We start from the raw sequence: 16845 nt of genomic DNA, 5'->3' as shown, positions 1-16845 counted from the left end.
GCCAAAGGGACGGCCCGCAGCTCGGATCAGACCTGAAACGGCCTGTGAGGCCCGGCGAGAAAGCAGCTTTCCGGCAGATCGCTTTGGTCTCGGATCGCTTGCCCCGCTGGCATGTCGACGATCTCTTGCACAAGCCGAGCGAGACTGACGTCGATCCCTTCCATGATCTGCTGTTCCTGCGTCACAAACTGAGCCGCCTCGGCCCGCATCGCAGAAGGATCCTTCACGAATTCGGAAAGCATTCTGGCCAGTTCTGCCGGGTTGCGCAGAAGCGGTGCGCCGACGATGCGATGCTGCTCCAAGGGGTAATCAACACCCTCCGGTGCGAGACAGATGACTGGCCGGCGCAGCGATGCCGCCTCGACCACCGTTGCGCTGTAGGCGGCAAGCACGATATCGGCGCATTCGATGGCCTCCTTGGCATTGCCTTTCCAAATCTCCACCCGGTCACCCAGGCCGAGGTCCGCCGCGATTTCGAGATAGCGCAAAGCCCGCGACGGGGCTTCTTCGGGATGGGCCTTCAGGAAGATCTGGACGTCCTGTTCGGCGCTGCCTTCGAGCAGTATCCGCCAGACTTTCCCAAGCTGATTCCAGTTCGTCGGCTGGGAGAAGAACGCGAGGACCAGCCGTCCATCCTGAAAGCTATACCCGTAATCTCGGCTGGCGGCCTGCCGTGCCGCTTCTGTTCGCGCTTGCATCTCGTAACTTTCCGGCGCAGTCAGGCGCGGAGATCCAACTGTCCTGCAACGCTCCAATGGGATCCCAAACCCCGACGCAGCCTCACGGCGAAACGCTTCGGTGATGACGCCGCAAAAATCACTGTGGATCGTGGCGTAGCGGCAGTAGTTGGCATTCAGCCCATGCGGCTCAAGCGCGATGCTGCGTACGCTGTAGCGACGCGCGGCCGCCACCGCATTCGCAACGAACATATCGCGATATGGTGACATGACGACCACTTCGGGCAATGCATCCGCCGCGCTCATTTTGGAGAACCAACGATCGATCGAATGCGCCTCGACCATAAAGGAAATGAGCGCTTCGCGCACAAAGTAGGCCCTGCGGACGGCCAGTAGATGCACCGGGATGGAGCGGCGGCCGTCCTGAATCATCTCACGGACCACGCGGCGCAGAAGACCGTCCAACCAGGCTTTGATCCCGACCAAGCGCAGTTCCTGGGACTTGGAGATGCTGGTTTGCAGCCGGTATATTTCCGTAGCCGCAATTTCACCGGGCGCTCCCATTTCGTTCAAGACCGGCAGAGGATTGCTTCCGGCGAAGCCCATCCGCGTTTCAAATCGCTTCAGCAACGCATCCAGATAGGCAGCGGTGGAGTCATTGTAGGCGCTCGTGGCGGCACAGAGGAACAACACGCGGGTTCGGCCATCCCGCGACCATTCAACAATCGGCGCCGTCGCATCTCGAATGACATCGTGAAATTGACCTGCATAGACGGACGGAGGCGGCCCCCAGTAGCCACTGTCGGGCAGTTCCATTGACCCGTTCCGCAGCTCAGCCAGGCGCGGCGCGAACGTTAGCCTTTCCGACACGGATTTCGCGGTCGAAACGACCTCCACCCGCGGATCGGTGGTCAACTCATCCAGCCCTGCAAGCATGGCGCAAAAATCGCGATCCTCTATTCGCGAGCCCAAGGCGATGACGATGTGGTCAAATTCGGGATCGACGATCAGTCTGCGCAGGGCCGCCAAGGTGAGCGACGGGAAGAACAGGCGGTCGGCAAGGTTCATTTCCGCGAAAATGCGAGTGTCTGGCGGCAACCAGTCAACCCCTTCCCCAGTCATAGCCAAATCATCATAGATACGCTTTGCCTGGTCCCGCGTTTCCTGATGGAGCGCGTGGTACTCCGCCGAGAACCGGGTCACACGGCTCCGCGCATTTTCGACGTTGATCGGAAGATCTCGGTCGCAGTGAAGCGGCTCGCCGGCAAAGTCCGCCTTCCCATAGAGATCGCTGAGCGAGTAAAGCGTAACTTCTTCCGCACCCCCGAAAAAAAGTGACAGGTTTTGCGTGTCTCTCAGTGTGGAAGCGACAATCAGGCAGTGCCGTTTGCGGCTGCGGAAGCCGCTCTCGGGGAGGCTGCGCAGACAGGCGTCCCGTGGGGGTTGATCCAACCGTGCGCCGAGACTGTCGATAGCCGCGCTGTAGCCTTCGGTCTGCCATGGCAGAAGCGCTTCGACCGCGCGGGCAAGACGCTGCATCTGCCCCTCGTCGAGGCAAATCGCACCGGCTCCCACCACGGCCGCCGCGCTGACGTGGCTGGTGCGGATGCGCCGGGCCAGACCCGCATCAGCTTCAGGGTCGAGCGCGCAGAGCACGGCTGCGGCACGCTCTTTCGTAAGGCTCGAACGGGCAAGCCCAGTCCAGACCACAAAGTCGCTGCTGCGCGAGAAGGCGAGTTCAACGAACTGATCGAGATCAGACCTGCGACGGCCATGCAGAAAGAACACCCGTCGCTGCACGTCTTCCCAGCCCTTGGGCATCGTCGGCGATGTCCAGAAGAACTGGTTGCCCGTGGCAACGCCGAAGACCTTATCGACAACCCGAGCCTGTCGAATCGCGACAAAACGCATGCCCCACGCTAGACGCCGCTTCAATGGCGCCCAGATGCGCTTCGAGAACGCGGACATGCGAGAGTCGCCCAGAAACCGGGGAAGAATACGGGCCCCGTGATACATTCGACCGATGCGTTTCGACACCCAGTCTCCTAGCATTCACTCCACCTTTTCCGCGCCGAGCCGTATTTCGCCGCCGGACAATGCTCGATCCGAAAGGATCGTCCGTCAGGCCCGTTTCATTAAGAGTTCAACCAACAAGAAATCCAGCTCGTGATCGATATCGACCGACCGTTCTCGCGGCATCCGGTAGACCCTCGCTCGTCCGTGCCATAATCCCTTGTCCAGACTGTGCCGATGCCAAACATAAACCGAGCCATTCATCGACAATACTTCTGGCGCCTCCTGGCGCGATGTCACCGTGTGGCCGAGCGATTTGACGAGTCCGACAGTGCCGTCTGCGGCGACCTCTACCATGTTGAAATACGGGTTCTTTTCCGCTTCATAGCCGGTGATGACTACATCCGTTTCGTCATCCAGAAGCGCGATTGCATTCGAGATGTCAGATACGGCGCGCAGGGGCGATGTCGGGTCGAGATCTACTATGCAGCTCACATCGACGCCGCTGTCGACCACATGAGCCACCAAGTGCTGGATCACAGGCAGTTTCGGCGCGGTGACCGTTGCCATCTCGTCGGGGCGACGAAACGGGACCGTCGCCCCCCAACTACGCGCGACTTCAGCGATCTCGTCGTCGTCGGTGGAGACATAGACCGCGTCGATCTCGGGGCAGGCAAGCGCCTGCTCGATCGTGTGGGCGATCAGCGGCTTGCCGCAGAGATCACGCACGTTCTTGCGCGGAACTCCCGTAGAGCCCCCCCTGGCACAGATCGTTGCGATCGTCGTCATCTCATTCGTCTCCCCTGCGGTCCCATGCAGAGACCGCTTGCATCCTCAGACTTGCCGCGCCGGCACGCCAAGCACCATCGCGCCATGGGCCGCATCGCTGACTACCACCGCCCCCGCCCCGACCACCGCGCCGTCGCCGATGGTCACGCCCTGCCTCAGAACGGCTCCAAGGCCGATAAGGCAATCGGCACCGATCGAGACATTGCCTCCCATTTGGCTGCCGGTGGCGATATGGGTGTTCGCGCCGATACGGCAGTCATGTTCGACGATCGCGCCTGAATTGATGATTGCCGCTCTTTCCACCACCGCGCCCGGACCGACGATCGCCCCGGCCCCGACAAAGACGCCATCATCAAGGTGCGCGGACCGAGAGACGACCGCGGACGGATGCAAGGCCACTGGCATCTGCGCCGTGCTCAGGTTCCCGAGCAAGCGCCGCCGGCGAGCCGCCCCGGCTGCATCAACGAAGCCTAAACCGAGGACGAACCGCGCACCGTCGGCGGCCAGCGCGTCTATTGCATCGTCATTTCCAAGCCATTCCCCGAGAACCTTGGACGCCCGCTCCGCGGCCTCTGGTGCGATGTAGCCGATGGCCGCCTGTCCCGAGAGCGCAAGCGCCTCGGCCACGACGACGGCGTGGCCGCCGCCGCCTATGATAACAAGAGGCGAACCCTCACCCGCCATGCAAATGGCCGAGCGTCAGGGGCACATTCTCGTCCAGATCGACCTTCACGCGCCGTCCGATCACGAATGGAAGGTAGCGCGGCGCAATCCCGGTACCGGGTCGCAAGATCGCCAGATCCGCGGCGGTCAACTCCTCGCCGGCGCGCATCGCGCGCGTGGTGACAAGCGACCTCCGGCCGAGCTTTGCGGTTTCCCGCTCCTGTTCGGTGGGGGTCTTGCGCCCATCGCCGATCGCGCTTTCCACCGCACGGATATTGGCGACGAATGCCGAGAACTCCGCGGGCTCCATCGAGGCCTCGTGATCGGGGCCGGGCAGAGCGCGGTCGAGCGTAATGTGTTTCTCGATGATCGAAGCGCCAAGTGCAACCGCCGCCAGCGAAACCGCCTCGCCCATCGTATGATCTGACCAGCCTACCGGGATCGCAAACGCCCGCGCGATCGTTCGCATCGCGGCCAGATTGCAGTCCGAAGGTGCTGCCGGGTAGTTCGACACGCAATGGAGGACGGATACTTGCCGGTTCCCCTCCGAATAAATCGCACTCAGTGCATCCTCGATTTCAGACAGCGTGCCCATACCCGACGACAGGATGACCGGCTTACACTTCTGTGCGATGTGGCGCAGGAGCGGCAGATGAGTCAGATCGCCTGAACTGACCTTGTAGGAGCCGACCCCGATCCTTTCGAGTAGATCCGCCGCCCGTTCGCTGAAAGGTGTGGAGAGAAAATCAACCCCCCGCTCCGCGCAATAGGCGCTCAAGCGGATGTAGGCCTGATCGTCCAGTTCCAGCGATTTCAGCATCTGATACTGGCTTTCATCGCTTTCGGTGTTCGCGATCTGGTAAGCAGCCTTACTGGCGCTCCGGGTCACCAGCTCGTCGGCATAGAAGGTTTGGAACTTAATCGCATCGGCACCAGCAACCGCGGCCGCGTCGATCAGCTGCCGGGCGAGCGACTCATCTCCATTGTGGTTAACACCGATCTCGGCAATGACGTAGCAGCGATCTTTCATGATATCGGCCTTCCGCCTAGATCCGCTGGTCGAGGGATTTCGCGCTCACAACGTGGCCTTTCAGAAAGCTCGCTTCGACCGCACCGATAGATGCTTTCAATTCATCGATGGTGACGGGCCGCGACTGGTGGCTGCGGCCGAGAAGGCCTTTCAGATCGTCCAGAAGTCTCGCGAAGGCATCCGGGTTCTGGGGCGCCTTGTATGCGATGCGCAGTATGGAGGGCATCGGCGTCACCAGCGCCTCTTCGCCTTCGGCGACGAACTCCTCGTAGGGCTTTTCGCCGGCGGTATCGAGGGGGGTCAGCAGCACCGGCCATTTCCTGGCCGCCGCGAGAGCCTCTACGCTGGAAAGCGCCTCAGCTTCATCGCGGGTGAAGACCGGCGCAATCCCCTGCGATTGGAGGAACCGAGTCGCAACATCCTGTAACAGCACCAGATGCTTTTCCGGCCTGAGAGCTGGCGCGGCAATGCCGCCGGGCTCCAGCCCGAATGCGGCAAGCGTGCAGAGATGACCGGATTCAGGCAGGGTCACGAAGAACCGGCGGCAACCCTCGGGGCAGGCCATCGGCTGCCGCTGCGCCAGACGCATCTGCCATGACTGCAGCAACGAACCGTTGGAAAAGGCGACATTCGCAAACCGCGCCGAGGTGCTCGCCAGCGGCTCCGCCCGATCCTGCATCGGCAGAAACAGCGCGTGCTCCATCAGCCGCTTCGTCGCACCCATCATCGAGCTTGGATTGGCCGCCTTGTCGGTCGACACGCAGAACATACGCTTCAGCCCCCGCGCCTCCGCCAACATGCGAGCAAGGTTCTCAAGATGCAGGACGTTGGTTTCCAGCATTGCCAGGATACTGTAGGCGTCCTTTTCGCTGCGTACGTGCTTAAGCGCGGCGAAGTTCAGGACGTAATCGTAGTCCGTAGCGCGCGCGTTCAGCCAAAGCGCGAAGGGGGCGCCGCCATAGTCGAATGGCAACGTCAGAAAGTCATCGACTGGGAACGGGACGGGCGACGCGCGGACCGCACGCACCAGTTCTGCTAAGCCATTTTCATTATGGTCGATCACGTGCATCGCCTTCGGCCCGAACGCGGCAACAGTGCGCAGCGTTTGAAACCCGATGGAGCCCGCACCGCCTATAACCAATATGCGCGATCCCGAGATCATCTCGGTCAGACTACCCTTCAGCGCGTCGATATCGGCTGCAAAGAAACTTGTCCCGCGACCGACAATTTCGCGATCGAGCGCCGCATTGGACAGATCCATATCCAGCATCAGTAGCCCGCCTCGAATATATCCAGTGCCCGTTCATACTCCTCACGCGTCCCGACGTCGATCCAGCGGCCCTGATGGGTGAACGTGCCGCTACGGAGATCTCGGGTGCGCATATCTTCGAACAGCGTCGGCAGATCGTAAAACCGGCCTTTCGGCACCACCGGTAGAACCGATTTGGAGAGCATATAGATGCCAGCATTGATCTGGAAAACCATTGTCGGCTTCTCTTCACTGCCGACAAAGCTGCCGTCGTCGGTCTTCCTCACGACACCGTATGGGACTGTGTAGTTGTGGTCGCGCACGACCATCGTGGCGTCCCATCCGCTGCTCAAATGCCTCTCTCTCAAGGCGTTGAGATCGAGATCGTTGAGGATATCGCCATTCAGGCACACGAAGGGTTCCGACAATGTGGCCGGGTCGATCAGGCCCAGTGCGCCGCCTGTTCCCATGCGCGATGTTTCATGCACATAGGCAATTTCCACGCCGAGCGAAGCGCCGTCACCGTAGTGATCGACGATCATGTCGCCGAGATAGTTGATGGACAGGACAAAGCGCCCCACGCCCTCGTTGCGCAGATGCTCGATTATGTGAGTTAGAATAGGCTTGCCGCCGAGCTTGATCAGCGGTTTCGGGCAGGCATCGGTAAGCGGTTTCAGGCGCGATCCGAGCCCACCAGCCATGATTACCGCGGTCAGCCGTTCCGGTGCACTAACCGTCCAGAGGACATACAGCGCCTCCAATCTGTCGCCGCGCAATAGGGGCAGGTACTCTATCCCGCGCCATAGCATACGAGAGCGCACCTCGGTCGGATTCAAGACCTCTTCGAGAACCACAGGATTCCGGTTGGCCGCATCCGATACAGGCGCTTCGAGCGAACCGTTCGCGGCCAGGAAACGGCGGAGATCACCATCCGCCGCAACACCATAGAAACGACCGGATTCGGCATCCAGAACTGGGGCAAGTCGCAGGCCCGCATCGCTCATTACGGCCATCGACTCGCGTACCGACTGGTCGGTGCGCACGCAGACGCGACGCAGGTCCTCGCCTGTCAGCGTCGTCAACCGCATTCCGCCTCCGTCCTGCCGCCCGCCGTCACCGCGCCGGATCTGGAGGCATCACGGCCTGCATTCCGACCCCAGAAGTCGTCCGCCGCGGCAACGACGGTCGCAAGGTCCTCCGCCGAAAGACCTGAGGAGCAAGGAAGCGGGAAGATGCGCGGCCACAGGTCCTCCGCCACGGGCATCCTGCTGGCAAGCGCATCGGAGTAGGGGGCTTGTAAGTGCACGGGTTTCCAGAACTGCCGCAGATCGACGCCCGCGGATTTCATATGAGCGCGAAACGCGTTGCAAAGTGACAAATCGCCACCGGTGTACCAGACGCCGGAAAACCAGCGTGTGTTTGAGCCGAAAGGCGGCGCGGGGAATGGGGACAGATCGGAGTGTCGTGCGGCCAAGTCGTCGTAGTACGCGCCGACCTCCTGCTTGCGGCGCAGGAATTGCGGCAGCCGTTCCAGCTGGGCCACACCGACAGCGGCTTGGATGTTCGTCATTCGGTGGTTGTAGGCTACGATGTCGTGTTCGTAGTTCTCTCCGACCCGGCCGGTAGAGATGAGATGCGCGGCATTCACCATCAACTCATCTTCAGCGGCCGCAATGGCTCCGCCGCCGCCGCAGGTGATGGTCTTGTTGCCATTGAACGAATAGCAAACGGCATCAACGCCGGTCTTGGCTAGATTCGTGCCGCCACTCGCCTCCGCGCCGATTGCAGCGGCGGCGTCGACGACGATACGCAAGCCGAATTCCCGACCAAGTGCCGCAAACCCTTCGAGATCGACGCTCGCGCCCATGATCATTACCGGCATGATGGCGCGCAGAATGCGGCCGCTGGCGACATGGCGCCGTCCCTTCGCATGCTGTTCTGTTTCGTCCTCGATCAACCGCCGGCAGAGCGCCAGATCCAGCGACCAATACTCGCGGCCACTGTCGACTAGCCAGACATTCGCTCCAGAATGGCGAACGGCGTTGGCGCTGGCGATGAATGTGAGGCTCGGAACCATGACGAGATCGCCCGCCGAAATCCCCAGCGTTTCCAGCGCGATCTGAAGCGCGACCGTGCCGGAACTTACGACCACCGCGCGGTTGCTGCCGCTCAGTTCGGCAATCTCCGCCTCGAACCGATGAACGAACGGCCCGACAGAAGAAACGAAAGAGGAAGCAATGCACTCCTGAAGGTACGCGGACTCGTTCCCGGTCAGATCAGGGATTGCCAGTGGAATCTTCATATCTGTACTAGTCCACTCCAGATTGTGGCCGGATCGTGCGAGTCGGCTACGATTTCTTCCATTGCGAGGTTGCTGTCAAAGCGCTTCTGGTAAATTCTTACGCCAACCCTGCAATAATCCCAATCCACGGGAATGACACCAACCGCGGGAAAGTTGGTGCAAGCGATGCTGAGTGCTGAAATCCGCTCATCTGAAAACCCGTTGCATCAGATGCGCAGCCAGGTTGCGACCGGCCTGCCAACGCGAAAGACCGATCCGCTCACGATACATGCGCCAAGTGTCAATGGTTGCCGCGATCCGGTTGGCCGAGAGCGATCCGGGACGCACGCGGTGAACGGCGAGCGTTTCGTTCAGCCCCTGCGCCGGACCACTCTGCATCACGATTTCAAGCCATAGCGCGAAGTCGTGGCGGCGTCTAATTTCGGGCATGTATTTCCGGCCGAGTTTCTCGCGGTCATAGACCGCTGTCAGGCAACCGATGACATTACCGCGCAGCAACGTCTCATAGTCGACATGCTTCGGCACCTGTCGCACTCTCTCGCGGCCCGCGCTGTCCCGACGGCAATAGGCGGTGAACGTCAGGGCCGCGCCGGTCTGGCGCATGAAGGCAATCTGGCGCTCTAACTTTTCCGGCAGCCAGAGGTCGTCGGCATCCAGGAACGCAACGTATTTTCCCTTGGCGACCGAGATGGCCCTATTGCGCGCCGCGGCGGCACCCTGCCCCGCCTCCGAACGCATCACGACGATTCGCTGATCTCCGGCCGCATGATCTTCGGCAATTCGGCGGCTCGCATCCTTCGAACCGTCATCGAAGATTATCAGTTCCCAGCCGCTGAACGTCTGCGATTGCACTGATCTTATGGCGTCGGTCAGCGTCGCCGCGGCATCTCGCACCGGCATGACAACTGACACTGATGGGACCGGATCGGCTTCGCAATCACCGACGCCAGTACTCTCGTTAACAGACCGCATTCTGTGTGGTCCTTGCGGCGAGTCGGGGACTCATTCCCCAGCGACTATATTGCGGCCGCCCTGCTGCTGCGCAGGCGACACGGCAATTGGCGCGCCAAGCTCATACTCCGCAATCCAACGGCGCAGCGTGGCGGTCAAAGCTATCTCATCGCAGTTCTCGACCGCGTCCCTCAGGTCACGCAGGAGAGCCGCCAATTCCAACTCCGACAGATGCGCCTCGCGGACCGAGATGATCTTCGGATGGGCGGTCATTTTGGCGCCCTTACTTACCATGAGTTCTTCGTGAAGTTTCTCACCCGGTCTAAGACCAGTGATCACGATCTCAATGTCACCGTCGGGATTCGCCGCATCCCGAACCGTGTAGCCAGACATCTCGATCAGTCGCCGGGCAAGCTCACGGATTGCAAGGGGCGCCCCCATGTCGAGAACGAAGACCTCGCCGCCCTCGGCGAGGCTGCCCGCGATCAGCACCAGCCGCGCCGCTTCCTGGATTGTCATGAAGTAGCGCGTGACCGCCTCGTCGGTCAGCGTAACCGGGCCTCCGGCGGCGATCTGCTCTTGGAAGAGCGGGATGACCGACCCCGAAGAGCCAAGCACGTTGCCGAAGCGCACGATCGAAAAGACGGTGCTGGTGCTCTGCGCAGCCTGCCCCTGCACAACCAATTCGGCGATGCGCTTTGTCGCGCCCATCACGCTCGCCGGACGGACGGCCTTGTCGGACGAGACGAGGACGAAACGGCCCACGCCGCACGCCCGCACCTTCTGGGCGAGGGCCGCCGTTGCAAGAGCGTTGTTCGCGATTCCGGCACGCGCGTTGGCCTCGACGAGCGGCACATGCTTGTAGGCGGCCGCGTGCAGAACGACGTCGATCCGGTGATCGGTCAGCACACGCTCTACGAGCGGCCCGTCGCCGACCGAGCCAAGGACCGGCACGATGCGGATATCCAGACCCTCGGTCAGAAGCCGCATCTCCATTTCGGCGTTGTAGAGTGCGACCTCGCTCAGTTCGAACAGCACGACCCGGGCCGGGCGGCAGGCGATGACCTGGCGGCACAGTTCGAGCCCGATCGACCCGCCGGCACCCGTGATCATGACGTTCGCGTCGCGATAGGCGTCGCAGCCGCAATTGATCTCGTCATGCAGGCCGGCCCGGCTCAGAAGCGCGCTCGGGCCCGCTGGCATGAGTTTGTCGACCATGTTGTCTTCACCGATGAGTTGGGCAAAGGCCGGCATCGTCTGCACTTCAAGCCCGAGCTTGGCCATCCGGCTGGACAGAAGGTTCTGCTTGTGAATCGACAGTGACGGCATCGCGAGGATCACCCGGTCGATCCGGTGGTGGGCAAGGATACGTTCGACATGGGCGCCCGAGTAGACCGGCAGTCCCGCGACGATCAGGCCGCGGAGCGTCGCATTGTCGTCGACGAAGGCAATTGGCAGGATATCGGTGCGGCTGCGCAGCGCGGCGGCTAGCGCCATCCCCGTCCTGCCCGCGCCATAGATCAGAACGCGCGAAATCTCCGCGCTTTGCCGGTAGATGGCAAGCAGCAAATGCAGCAGGCAGATCCGGCTGCCTGCGCACAGCGCAAAGAATACGAGGCCGAAGATGACGTGGAACCCGGCCGGTGCGCCAAGCGCGCCGATCGTGGCCAGAGCAGCACTTATCGCGCCAAGGATCGCGGCAAACAGCGCCGTCTTCTGTGCCGCCGCCATGTCGTAGTACTTGAGCCGCACTTCCGCTGTCCTGAGCGGGAACGACAGCGCAAAACTCGCGACCATCAGAAGCGGCACCAACGGCCAGTTTGCCGTGACAAAACGGATGGGTGTGATCGTGCTGTACTGGATGACCGAGGCAGCGAGGAAGGCGACGGGTACGAAACCGATGTCAAAAAACAGAAGCACAAGTCGCTTTTGCGCGCGCGTCATCGACAGGACGAGCTTCACCATGGATGTGCCACCTCGTTCGCCACGCTGCTCAGGAAACCGATCCGGAAACCCGAGAGGTGCGTGTTATTATTGTCGCCGTCGCAGTAATAGAGCCGTCGCCGAACTCTGCAAGACCATACCCGCGGTTGTACGATTTCCACAGGCTTTTCGGCGGAAAATCACCGGTTTCCGCGCGTTTAGGACCGATTCGCAACAGATGCGAGGGTACGGGCGAGGATCGCGATGTCGAAACAGATGCCTTGGTTTCGCTGATAGATGAGGTCTAGACGCGCCTTCACAGGGATGCAACGCCTTGAATAAACACGATTCGTCTCTTCGGCACTCGCGCACGGGGCGAGTACTCGCTCCTCGTGACGGTGATAGAGAAGCGATGCGAGCCCCGTCACGCCGGGACGCGACTTTAAAACCGCACTGTAAGTTTCGGGAAACGCATCCACATATTGCCGAAGTGGTGGACGGGGGCCGACGAAACTCATGTCTCCGGCGAGAATGTTGAAAATCTGCGGCAGTTCGTCGAGCCGGCTGCGCCGCAACAGCTTGCCCGTGGGCGTGATCCTGGCGTTCTTGTCACCGCCGGAAACACCGCTGTCGACGGGCGCCGGCCGCATCGTGCGGAACTTCCACAGATTGAACGCACGGGAGGGATCTCGCATGCGTTCGGACGCGTAAAGGACCGGCCGTCCCTGAGCGGCGAGAAGCGCGATCGCGATAGTGCCCATGAGCGGCAGGAACAGCGGCAGAAGCAAGAGTGCAAGCGCGATGTCGAAGAAACGCTTTCCGGGTGTCATCGCGTGCCCTCCCCCTTGGCCACAACCGCTCGGTAGTCCGCCGCGACCTGGCCCGCCTCAGCGCGGGGCAACCAGGAAACCAGACCCCGCAGTCGCGCGACGTCAAGCGCGACTTCCCGTGGGAGCGTTTCCGGCGCCGGCCGTGCCCGCCAATCGCGGCCATCGGCGTCCAGTAGCTCGTCCATCCGGACCGTGCCATCGAGCGCGACGTTGAGGACTTCCGGCAACGCCTGCCCCTTGCGCGACATCGCAAAGAGCGCCGCTAGCACGCGTGCCAGTGCCAGTGGGCCGATATAGCTGCGCGCCGGTCCCCGCCCGTCGGCGAAGAGATCGAGCGCCTGTGGTTCCGCTCGCGGTACTGCACCAAGAAGCTGATCGGCGCCCGCGACATTGCCGATGCGCAGTATCGTCATCTCCGGCGGGATTGGCCCGGCGGTGGCACGCCAGCCCCAGGCCCTCTGCTCCATCTCCTGCTTGGCCCTGCCATAGTCGGCAAGCGGTGACAGCGCGGTGACTTCCGATGCCGGGCCGGTGGGGGCGCCGTAGACCGCAGCGCTCGAGACTAGAAACACCCGACCCGCACCCGCGTCCCGCCCCGCCTGCAAGGCAGCGAGCGCAAGGTCGGTGTGAACTTCGAGCGCCTTGGCATCGCCGCCGGTCGGACCAGCGAGGTTTAATATCGCGTCCGTTCCTTCGGCGGCAGCGGCGAAACGCTCGGACTCGGCCAGCGGGTCAAAGACGAGCGGCCCGACCCGTCGATCCTGCCAAGCAAGCCCCCCCTGCCCCGCCGCATTCCAGGCGAGGCGCAGCAGACGGCCGAGCTTGCCGCTTCCGCCCACGACCAGCACGCGCCCGATATCGGCGGGGCGCTTGGGTTCGGCTGATCTGCTGGTGTTCGGCATCGGTTCGTGATCCGGCGGTTCGGAGCGGGATTATCACTGCCGGGCAGGTTTGGAAACGGCGGGAGGCGGCTCGGAGGCGGGTTGTGCTTCGCCGCCCGCTTTTCCATCATGCGCGCCAAAAGGGGTGTCGGCGCGGAGGAACGACGGAATGGCGACGGGCAGAAACATCCGTACATGGTTCGAAGGTCAGTGGCATGACGGAGACGTCGCGGTGATGCGGGCGGCCGATCACGGCAGCTGGCTCGGTACGACAGTCTTCGACGGCGCACGCTGGTTCGAGGGCATCGCACCCGATCTCGACAAGCACTGCGCGCGCGTGAACCGGTCGGCCGAGGCGATGATGATCACGCCGACTCATTCAGCCGAAGAGATCGCCGCAATCGCGCGCGAGGGGCTCGGCCTCTGTCCCAAGGATGCCGCCGTCTACATCCGGCCGATGTACTGGGCACTTGACGGCGGCGATCTGGGCGTCGTGCCGAAGCTTGGCGCCACCGGCTTCGCAATCTGCCTCGAAGAGATTCCGATGGCGCCGGCAGGCAGCACGACCCGTTTGACGACGACCCGGTTCCGCCGGCCGGTGCTCGACTCGGCGGTCACGAACGCAAAGGCGGGCTGCCTCTATCCGAACAATGCGCGGATGCTCGCCGAGGCAAACGCGAAGGGCTACGACAACGCGCTTGTAGCCGACGCGCTCGGCAATGTGGCCGAGACGGCGACGGCGAACGTCTTCATGGCCAAGGACGGCGAGGTCTTCACCCCGATCCCCAACGGCACCTTCCTGTCGGGGATCACGCGGGCCCGCCACATCGACAACCTCGTCGCCGACGGCGTGAAGGTCCATGAATGCGTGCTGGGGTTCGACGACTTCCGCGCCGCGGACGAAGTCTTTCTGTCGGGCAACATGTCGAAGGTGACGCCGGTCGTGGAATTCGACGGTACCCACTATCAGCACGGCCCTGTGGCGAAGCGCGTGCGCGAGCTCTACTGGGACTGGGCCCATTCGGCTGATTGACGGCGAGGATTGCCTTGGCCCGCACGAGCGGCCATGATCGCGCCTTCTGACGGGGGATATTCATGCGCAAGTTTCTGGTGGTGCTCGACGACAGCCGCGAATGCCTGAACGCGATGCGGTTCGCCGCGTTGCGCGCCGCGCATACCGGGGCGGGAGTGACAATACTCTCGGTTATCCCGCCTGAGGAGTTCCAGCACTGGATCGGCGTCGGCGACATCATGCGTGCCGAGGCGCGTGAACGGATTGAGGCGCATTTCGAGGTGTTCGCGAAATGGATGCGCGACCGCCAGGGGATCGAGCCGCAACTCGTGATTCGCGAGGGCGAGCCGGTGTCGGAAATCCTCGACCAGATCAAGGAGGACACCGAGATCGGCGTCCTCGTTCTCGGCGCGGGCACCGACAAGTCGGGCCCCGGACCGCTTGTCACGCAGCTCTCGAAGACCTCCGGCAACCTGCCGATCCCGATCACGATCGTGCCCGGCGAGATGTCGAAGGAGCGGCTGGAAGCGATCACCTGAGCCAGATTTCACGCGTGAAGGCAGTGGCAACAGGCTGAATTTAATAAGCTTTTCTTGTGACGTTAGCTTTTCCGAAAGCATTTCGCACCGGTGCAACACGCCATTCAAACGCCGCGCCACGCACCCCCTGCACCCGCATCCCGCCTCCCGTGACCGCTTGGAATCCGGAACAAACGTCGATTTGAAGCGCACCGGAATGCGCCTGCGGCTGAAGAGTGACCTATCTCGCTATTCTCTTTTCCGAACAGCCGCGACGGGAGCTCATCGCCACTGACAGATTGCACTGATACAAGCTTTCGCCATTCCGCAAACCGTCGCGATGTAAATCGCAATCGGCTAGCCTTGTGGGCCTGCGGCAAAGCGGCGCTCATCCAAATCTACCGCGAACACACAAGCTCGGTGAAGACGCGAGCAATCAAGCCGTAACGGATACGACCTGAAAACCTCTCTTTGACGCTCGTCAAGCGAAGGTCGACGCAGAAAGCTAAACTTCTAGCTGAGTGCCGGCGCAAAGCCTGTCTGGTGCTGGGAGCCTGTGAAATGGCGCGGCACCTAAGTGGCTTCCTGTTCCTACGATCATCAATTTCTAGTCGGAGAGCTCAAAATGCAGATGAATTTCAAGTCACGATCAGCCTTTTTCGGAGCTACCATTGCCGCATCGGCTGCCATGACAGGGGCCTGGGCGCTGGATACCGGCGTGACGGACTCGACAATTAGGATCGGGACAATCGGCCCCTTCACCGGGCCCGCGGCGAGCTATTCCATGGTGAACAAGACCGACGAGGCCTACATGGACATGCTGAATGCCGAAGGCGGGGTATGCGGACGGCAAATCGAGCTCGTCGCCTATGACGATGCCTACAGCCCGCCGAAGACCCTGGCGGCGGCAAAGAAGCTGGTGGAAGAAGACGGCGTGTTCCTGATCTACAGCACCATCGGCACGGCTACCAATTCGGCCATCCGCGAGTACCTCAATGAGCAGGAGGTGCCCCATATCTTCGTCAGTTCCGGCGCGTCAAAATGGGGGCATCGCAAGGAGTTTCCGTGGACCATGGGCTTCCACCCTCCCTATACGTCCGAAGCCAAGATCTACGCGAAATACATCCTGGACACCTATCCTGACGGCAGGATCGGCATCCTTTTCCAAGACGACGAATTCGGAAAGGACTTCGTCAACGGACTGCGCGCCGGGCTCGGCGAGAAGGCGGACGAGATGATCGTTTCCGAACAGCCATATGTCACCTCCGATCCCGACGTCGATGCGCAGATTGCCAACTTCAAGGAGTCAGGAGCCGATATCGTTCTATACGCTGCGATCCCCAAATTCGCCGGGCAGGCCATCAGCAACGCGCAGGAGATCGAATGGAAGCCCACTCAGTTCGTTGTCGGTGTCGGAAGGACAGCGGTTCTGAGACTGGAGCCGGCCGCGGTGGAAGCCGCGAAGGGCATGATCACTGCCCACTTCACGAAAGTTGCCCAGGATCCAAAATGGAGCGACGATGAGGGCATGCAGAAGTGGAATGCCTTCATGGACGAATACTATCCCGAGGGCGACAAAGGCCACAGTGCCACGATCGTTGGTTACGGCGTGTCGCAGGCGCTTGAGCATGTACTGAAGGCGGCCTGCGACAATCTCACCCGCGCTGGCGTGATGGAAGCGGTCAGCAGCATGCAGAACGTCGAACTCGACGTGCTGCTTCCCGGCATCACGTTGAACACCAGTGAGACAGATTCCTATCCGATCGAGCAGATGCAGCTGATGCGCTTTGACGGCGAACGCTGGGAACTGTTCGGCGAGGTCATCGACGCCTGGCCCTTGGCAATGAAGAATTGACGGTTGTTCGCCGAATGGCGGTCAGAGAGGGCACTCGCGCGCAGCCGCCCTATATCGTGAAGCGGGCATCCACTGCCACGTAAATGCGGGTCCGAGGTGGACCGATGAATGGCGTCTTGCGAATTGATAAGAAGCCGCGCTCGCCGCTGTTG

General features: G+C 61.8%; 14 protein-coding genes. 3 read left to right on the top strand and 11 right to left on the bottom strand.

Going from position 1 to position 16845, the window contains the following annotated elements:
• Positions 1 to 26 precede the first annotated feature (26 nt).
• The 11 genes from DEA8626_RS01945 to DEA8626_RS01895 all read right to left on the bottom strand — a co-directional run bounded on the left by DEA8626_RS01945 (position 27) and on the right by DEA8626_RS01895 (position 13329).
• On the bottom strand, positions 27 to 2714 hold the full coding sequence (locus tag DEA8626_RS01945) for a CDP-glycerol glycerophosphotransferase family protein (RefSeq protein ID WP_146188821.1): 2688 nt from the start codon (positions 2712 to 2714) through the stop codon (positions 27 to 29).
• Positions 2715 to 2798: 84 nt separating this feature from the next.
• Positions 2799 to 3479, bottom strand: coding sequence for an acylneuraminate cytidylyltransferase family protein (locus DEA8626_RS01940; RefSeq protein ID WP_108851377.1), 681 nt, complete (start codon positions 3477 to 3479; stop codon positions 2799 to 2801).
• Between the two features lie 45 nt (positions 3480 to 3524).
• The gene (locus tag DEA8626_RS01935; RefSeq protein WP_108851376.1) at positions 3525 to 4163 is read right to left on the bottom strand and encodes a NeuD/PglB/VioB family sugar acetyltransferase; all 639 of its coding nucleotides are present in this window, start codon (positions 4161 to 4163) and stop codon (positions 3525 to 3527) included.
• Positions 4153 to 5172 (bottom strand): N-acetylneuraminate synthase, encoded by a 1020-nt coding sequence (gene neuB / locus DEA8626_RS01930; RefSeq protein ID WP_108851375.1) that lies wholly within the window; start codon positions 5170 to 5172, stop codon positions 4153 to 4155. Before neuB ends, DEA8626_RS01935 begins: the two co-directional genes overlap by 11 nt.
• 16 nt (positions 5173 to 5188) lie before the next feature.
• The gene (locus tag DEA8626_RS01925; protein ID WP_219929151.1) at positions 5189 to 6442 is read right to left on the bottom strand and encodes a polysaccharide biosynthesis protein; all 1254 of its coding nucleotides are present in this window, start codon (positions 6440 to 6442) and stop codon (positions 5189 to 5191) included.
• A complete protein-coding gene (locus tag DEA8626_RS01920; RefSeq protein WP_108851374.1) occupies positions 6442 to 7509 on the bottom strand; it encodes a nucleotidyltransferase family protein in 1068 nt (355 codons plus the stop codon). Before DEA8626_RS01920 ends, DEA8626_RS01925 begins: the two co-directional genes overlap by 1 nt.
• Positions 7500 to 8723: an aminotransferase class I/II-fold pyridoxal phosphate-dependent enzyme gene (locus tag DEA8626_RS01915; RefSeq protein ID WP_108851373.1), complete on the bottom strand. Its 1224-nt coding sequence runs from the start codon at positions 8721 to 8723 to the stop codon at positions 7500 to 7502. The genes DEA8626_RS01920 and DEA8626_RS01915 overlap by 10 nt, the downstream gene beginning before the upstream one ends.
• 186 nt (positions 8724 to 8909) lie before the next feature.
• Positions 8910 to 9695 (bottom strand): glycosyltransferase family 2 protein, encoded by a 786-nt coding sequence (locus DEA8626_RS01910; protein ID WP_108851372.1) that lies wholly within the window; start codon positions 9693 to 9695, stop codon positions 8910 to 8912.
• A gap of 30 nt (positions 9696 to 9725) precedes the next feature.
• Positions 9726 to 11639 carry a nucleoside-diphosphate sugar epimerase/dehydratase gene (locus DEA8626_RS01905; protein ID WP_108851371.1) on the bottom strand — a complete coding sequence of 638 codons (1914 nt, stop codon included), beginning with the start codon at positions 11637 to 11639 and terminating at the stop codon, positions 9726 to 9728.
• A 176-nt stretch (positions 11640 to 11815) separates the two neighbouring features.
• Complete coding sequence (locus DEA8626_RS01900) at positions 11816 to 12427, bottom strand: sugar transferase (RefSeq protein WP_108851370.1); 612 nt, start codon at positions 12425 to 12427, stop codon at positions 11816 to 11818.
• A complete protein-coding gene (locus DEA8626_RS01895) occupies positions 12424 to 13329 on the bottom strand; it encodes an NAD-dependent epimerase/dehydratase family protein (protein WP_108851369.1) in 906 nt (301 codons plus the stop codon). Before DEA8626_RS01895 ends, DEA8626_RS01900 begins: the two co-directional genes overlap by 4 nt.
• A gap of 148 nt (positions 13330 to 13477) precedes the next feature.
• Here DEA8626_RS01895 and DEA8626_RS01890 point away from each other — a divergent pair, with 148 nt between their 5' ends.
• The 3 genes from DEA8626_RS01890 to DEA8626_RS01880 all read left to right on the top strand — a co-directional run bounded on the left by DEA8626_RS01890 (position 13478) and on the right by DEA8626_RS01880 (position 16693).
• Positions 13478 to 14341 carry a branched-chain amino acid aminotransferase gene (locus tag DEA8626_RS01890; protein ID WP_108851368.1) on the top strand — a complete coding sequence of 288 codons (864 nt, stop codon included), beginning with the start codon at positions 13478 to 13480 and terminating at the stop codon, positions 14339 to 14341.
• A gap of 62 nt (positions 14342 to 14403) precedes the next feature.
• Positions 14404 to 14859 (top strand): universal stress protein, encoded by a 456-nt coding sequence (locus tag DEA8626_RS01885; RefSeq protein WP_108851367.1) that lies wholly within the window; start codon positions 14404 to 14406, stop codon positions 14857 to 14859.
• 604 nt (positions 14860 to 15463) lie between these two features.
• The gene (locus tag DEA8626_RS01880; RefSeq protein ID WP_108851366.1) at positions 15464 to 16693 is read left to right on the top strand and encodes an ABC transporter substrate-binding protein; all 1230 of its coding nucleotides are present in this window, start codon (positions 15464 to 15466) and stop codon (positions 16691 to 16693) included.
• Positions 16694 to 16845 lie beyond the last annotated feature (152 nt).

This window comes from Defluviimonas aquaemixtae, assembly GCF_900302475.1.
GTDB classification, from domain to species: Bacteria; Pseudomonadota; Alphaproteobacteria; order Rhodobacterales; family Rhodobacteraceae; genus Albidovulum; species Albidovulum aquaemixtae.
The sequence above is the reverse complement of the archived record's forward strand: the minus strand, read 5'-3'. Positions and strand labels throughout refer to the sequence as shown.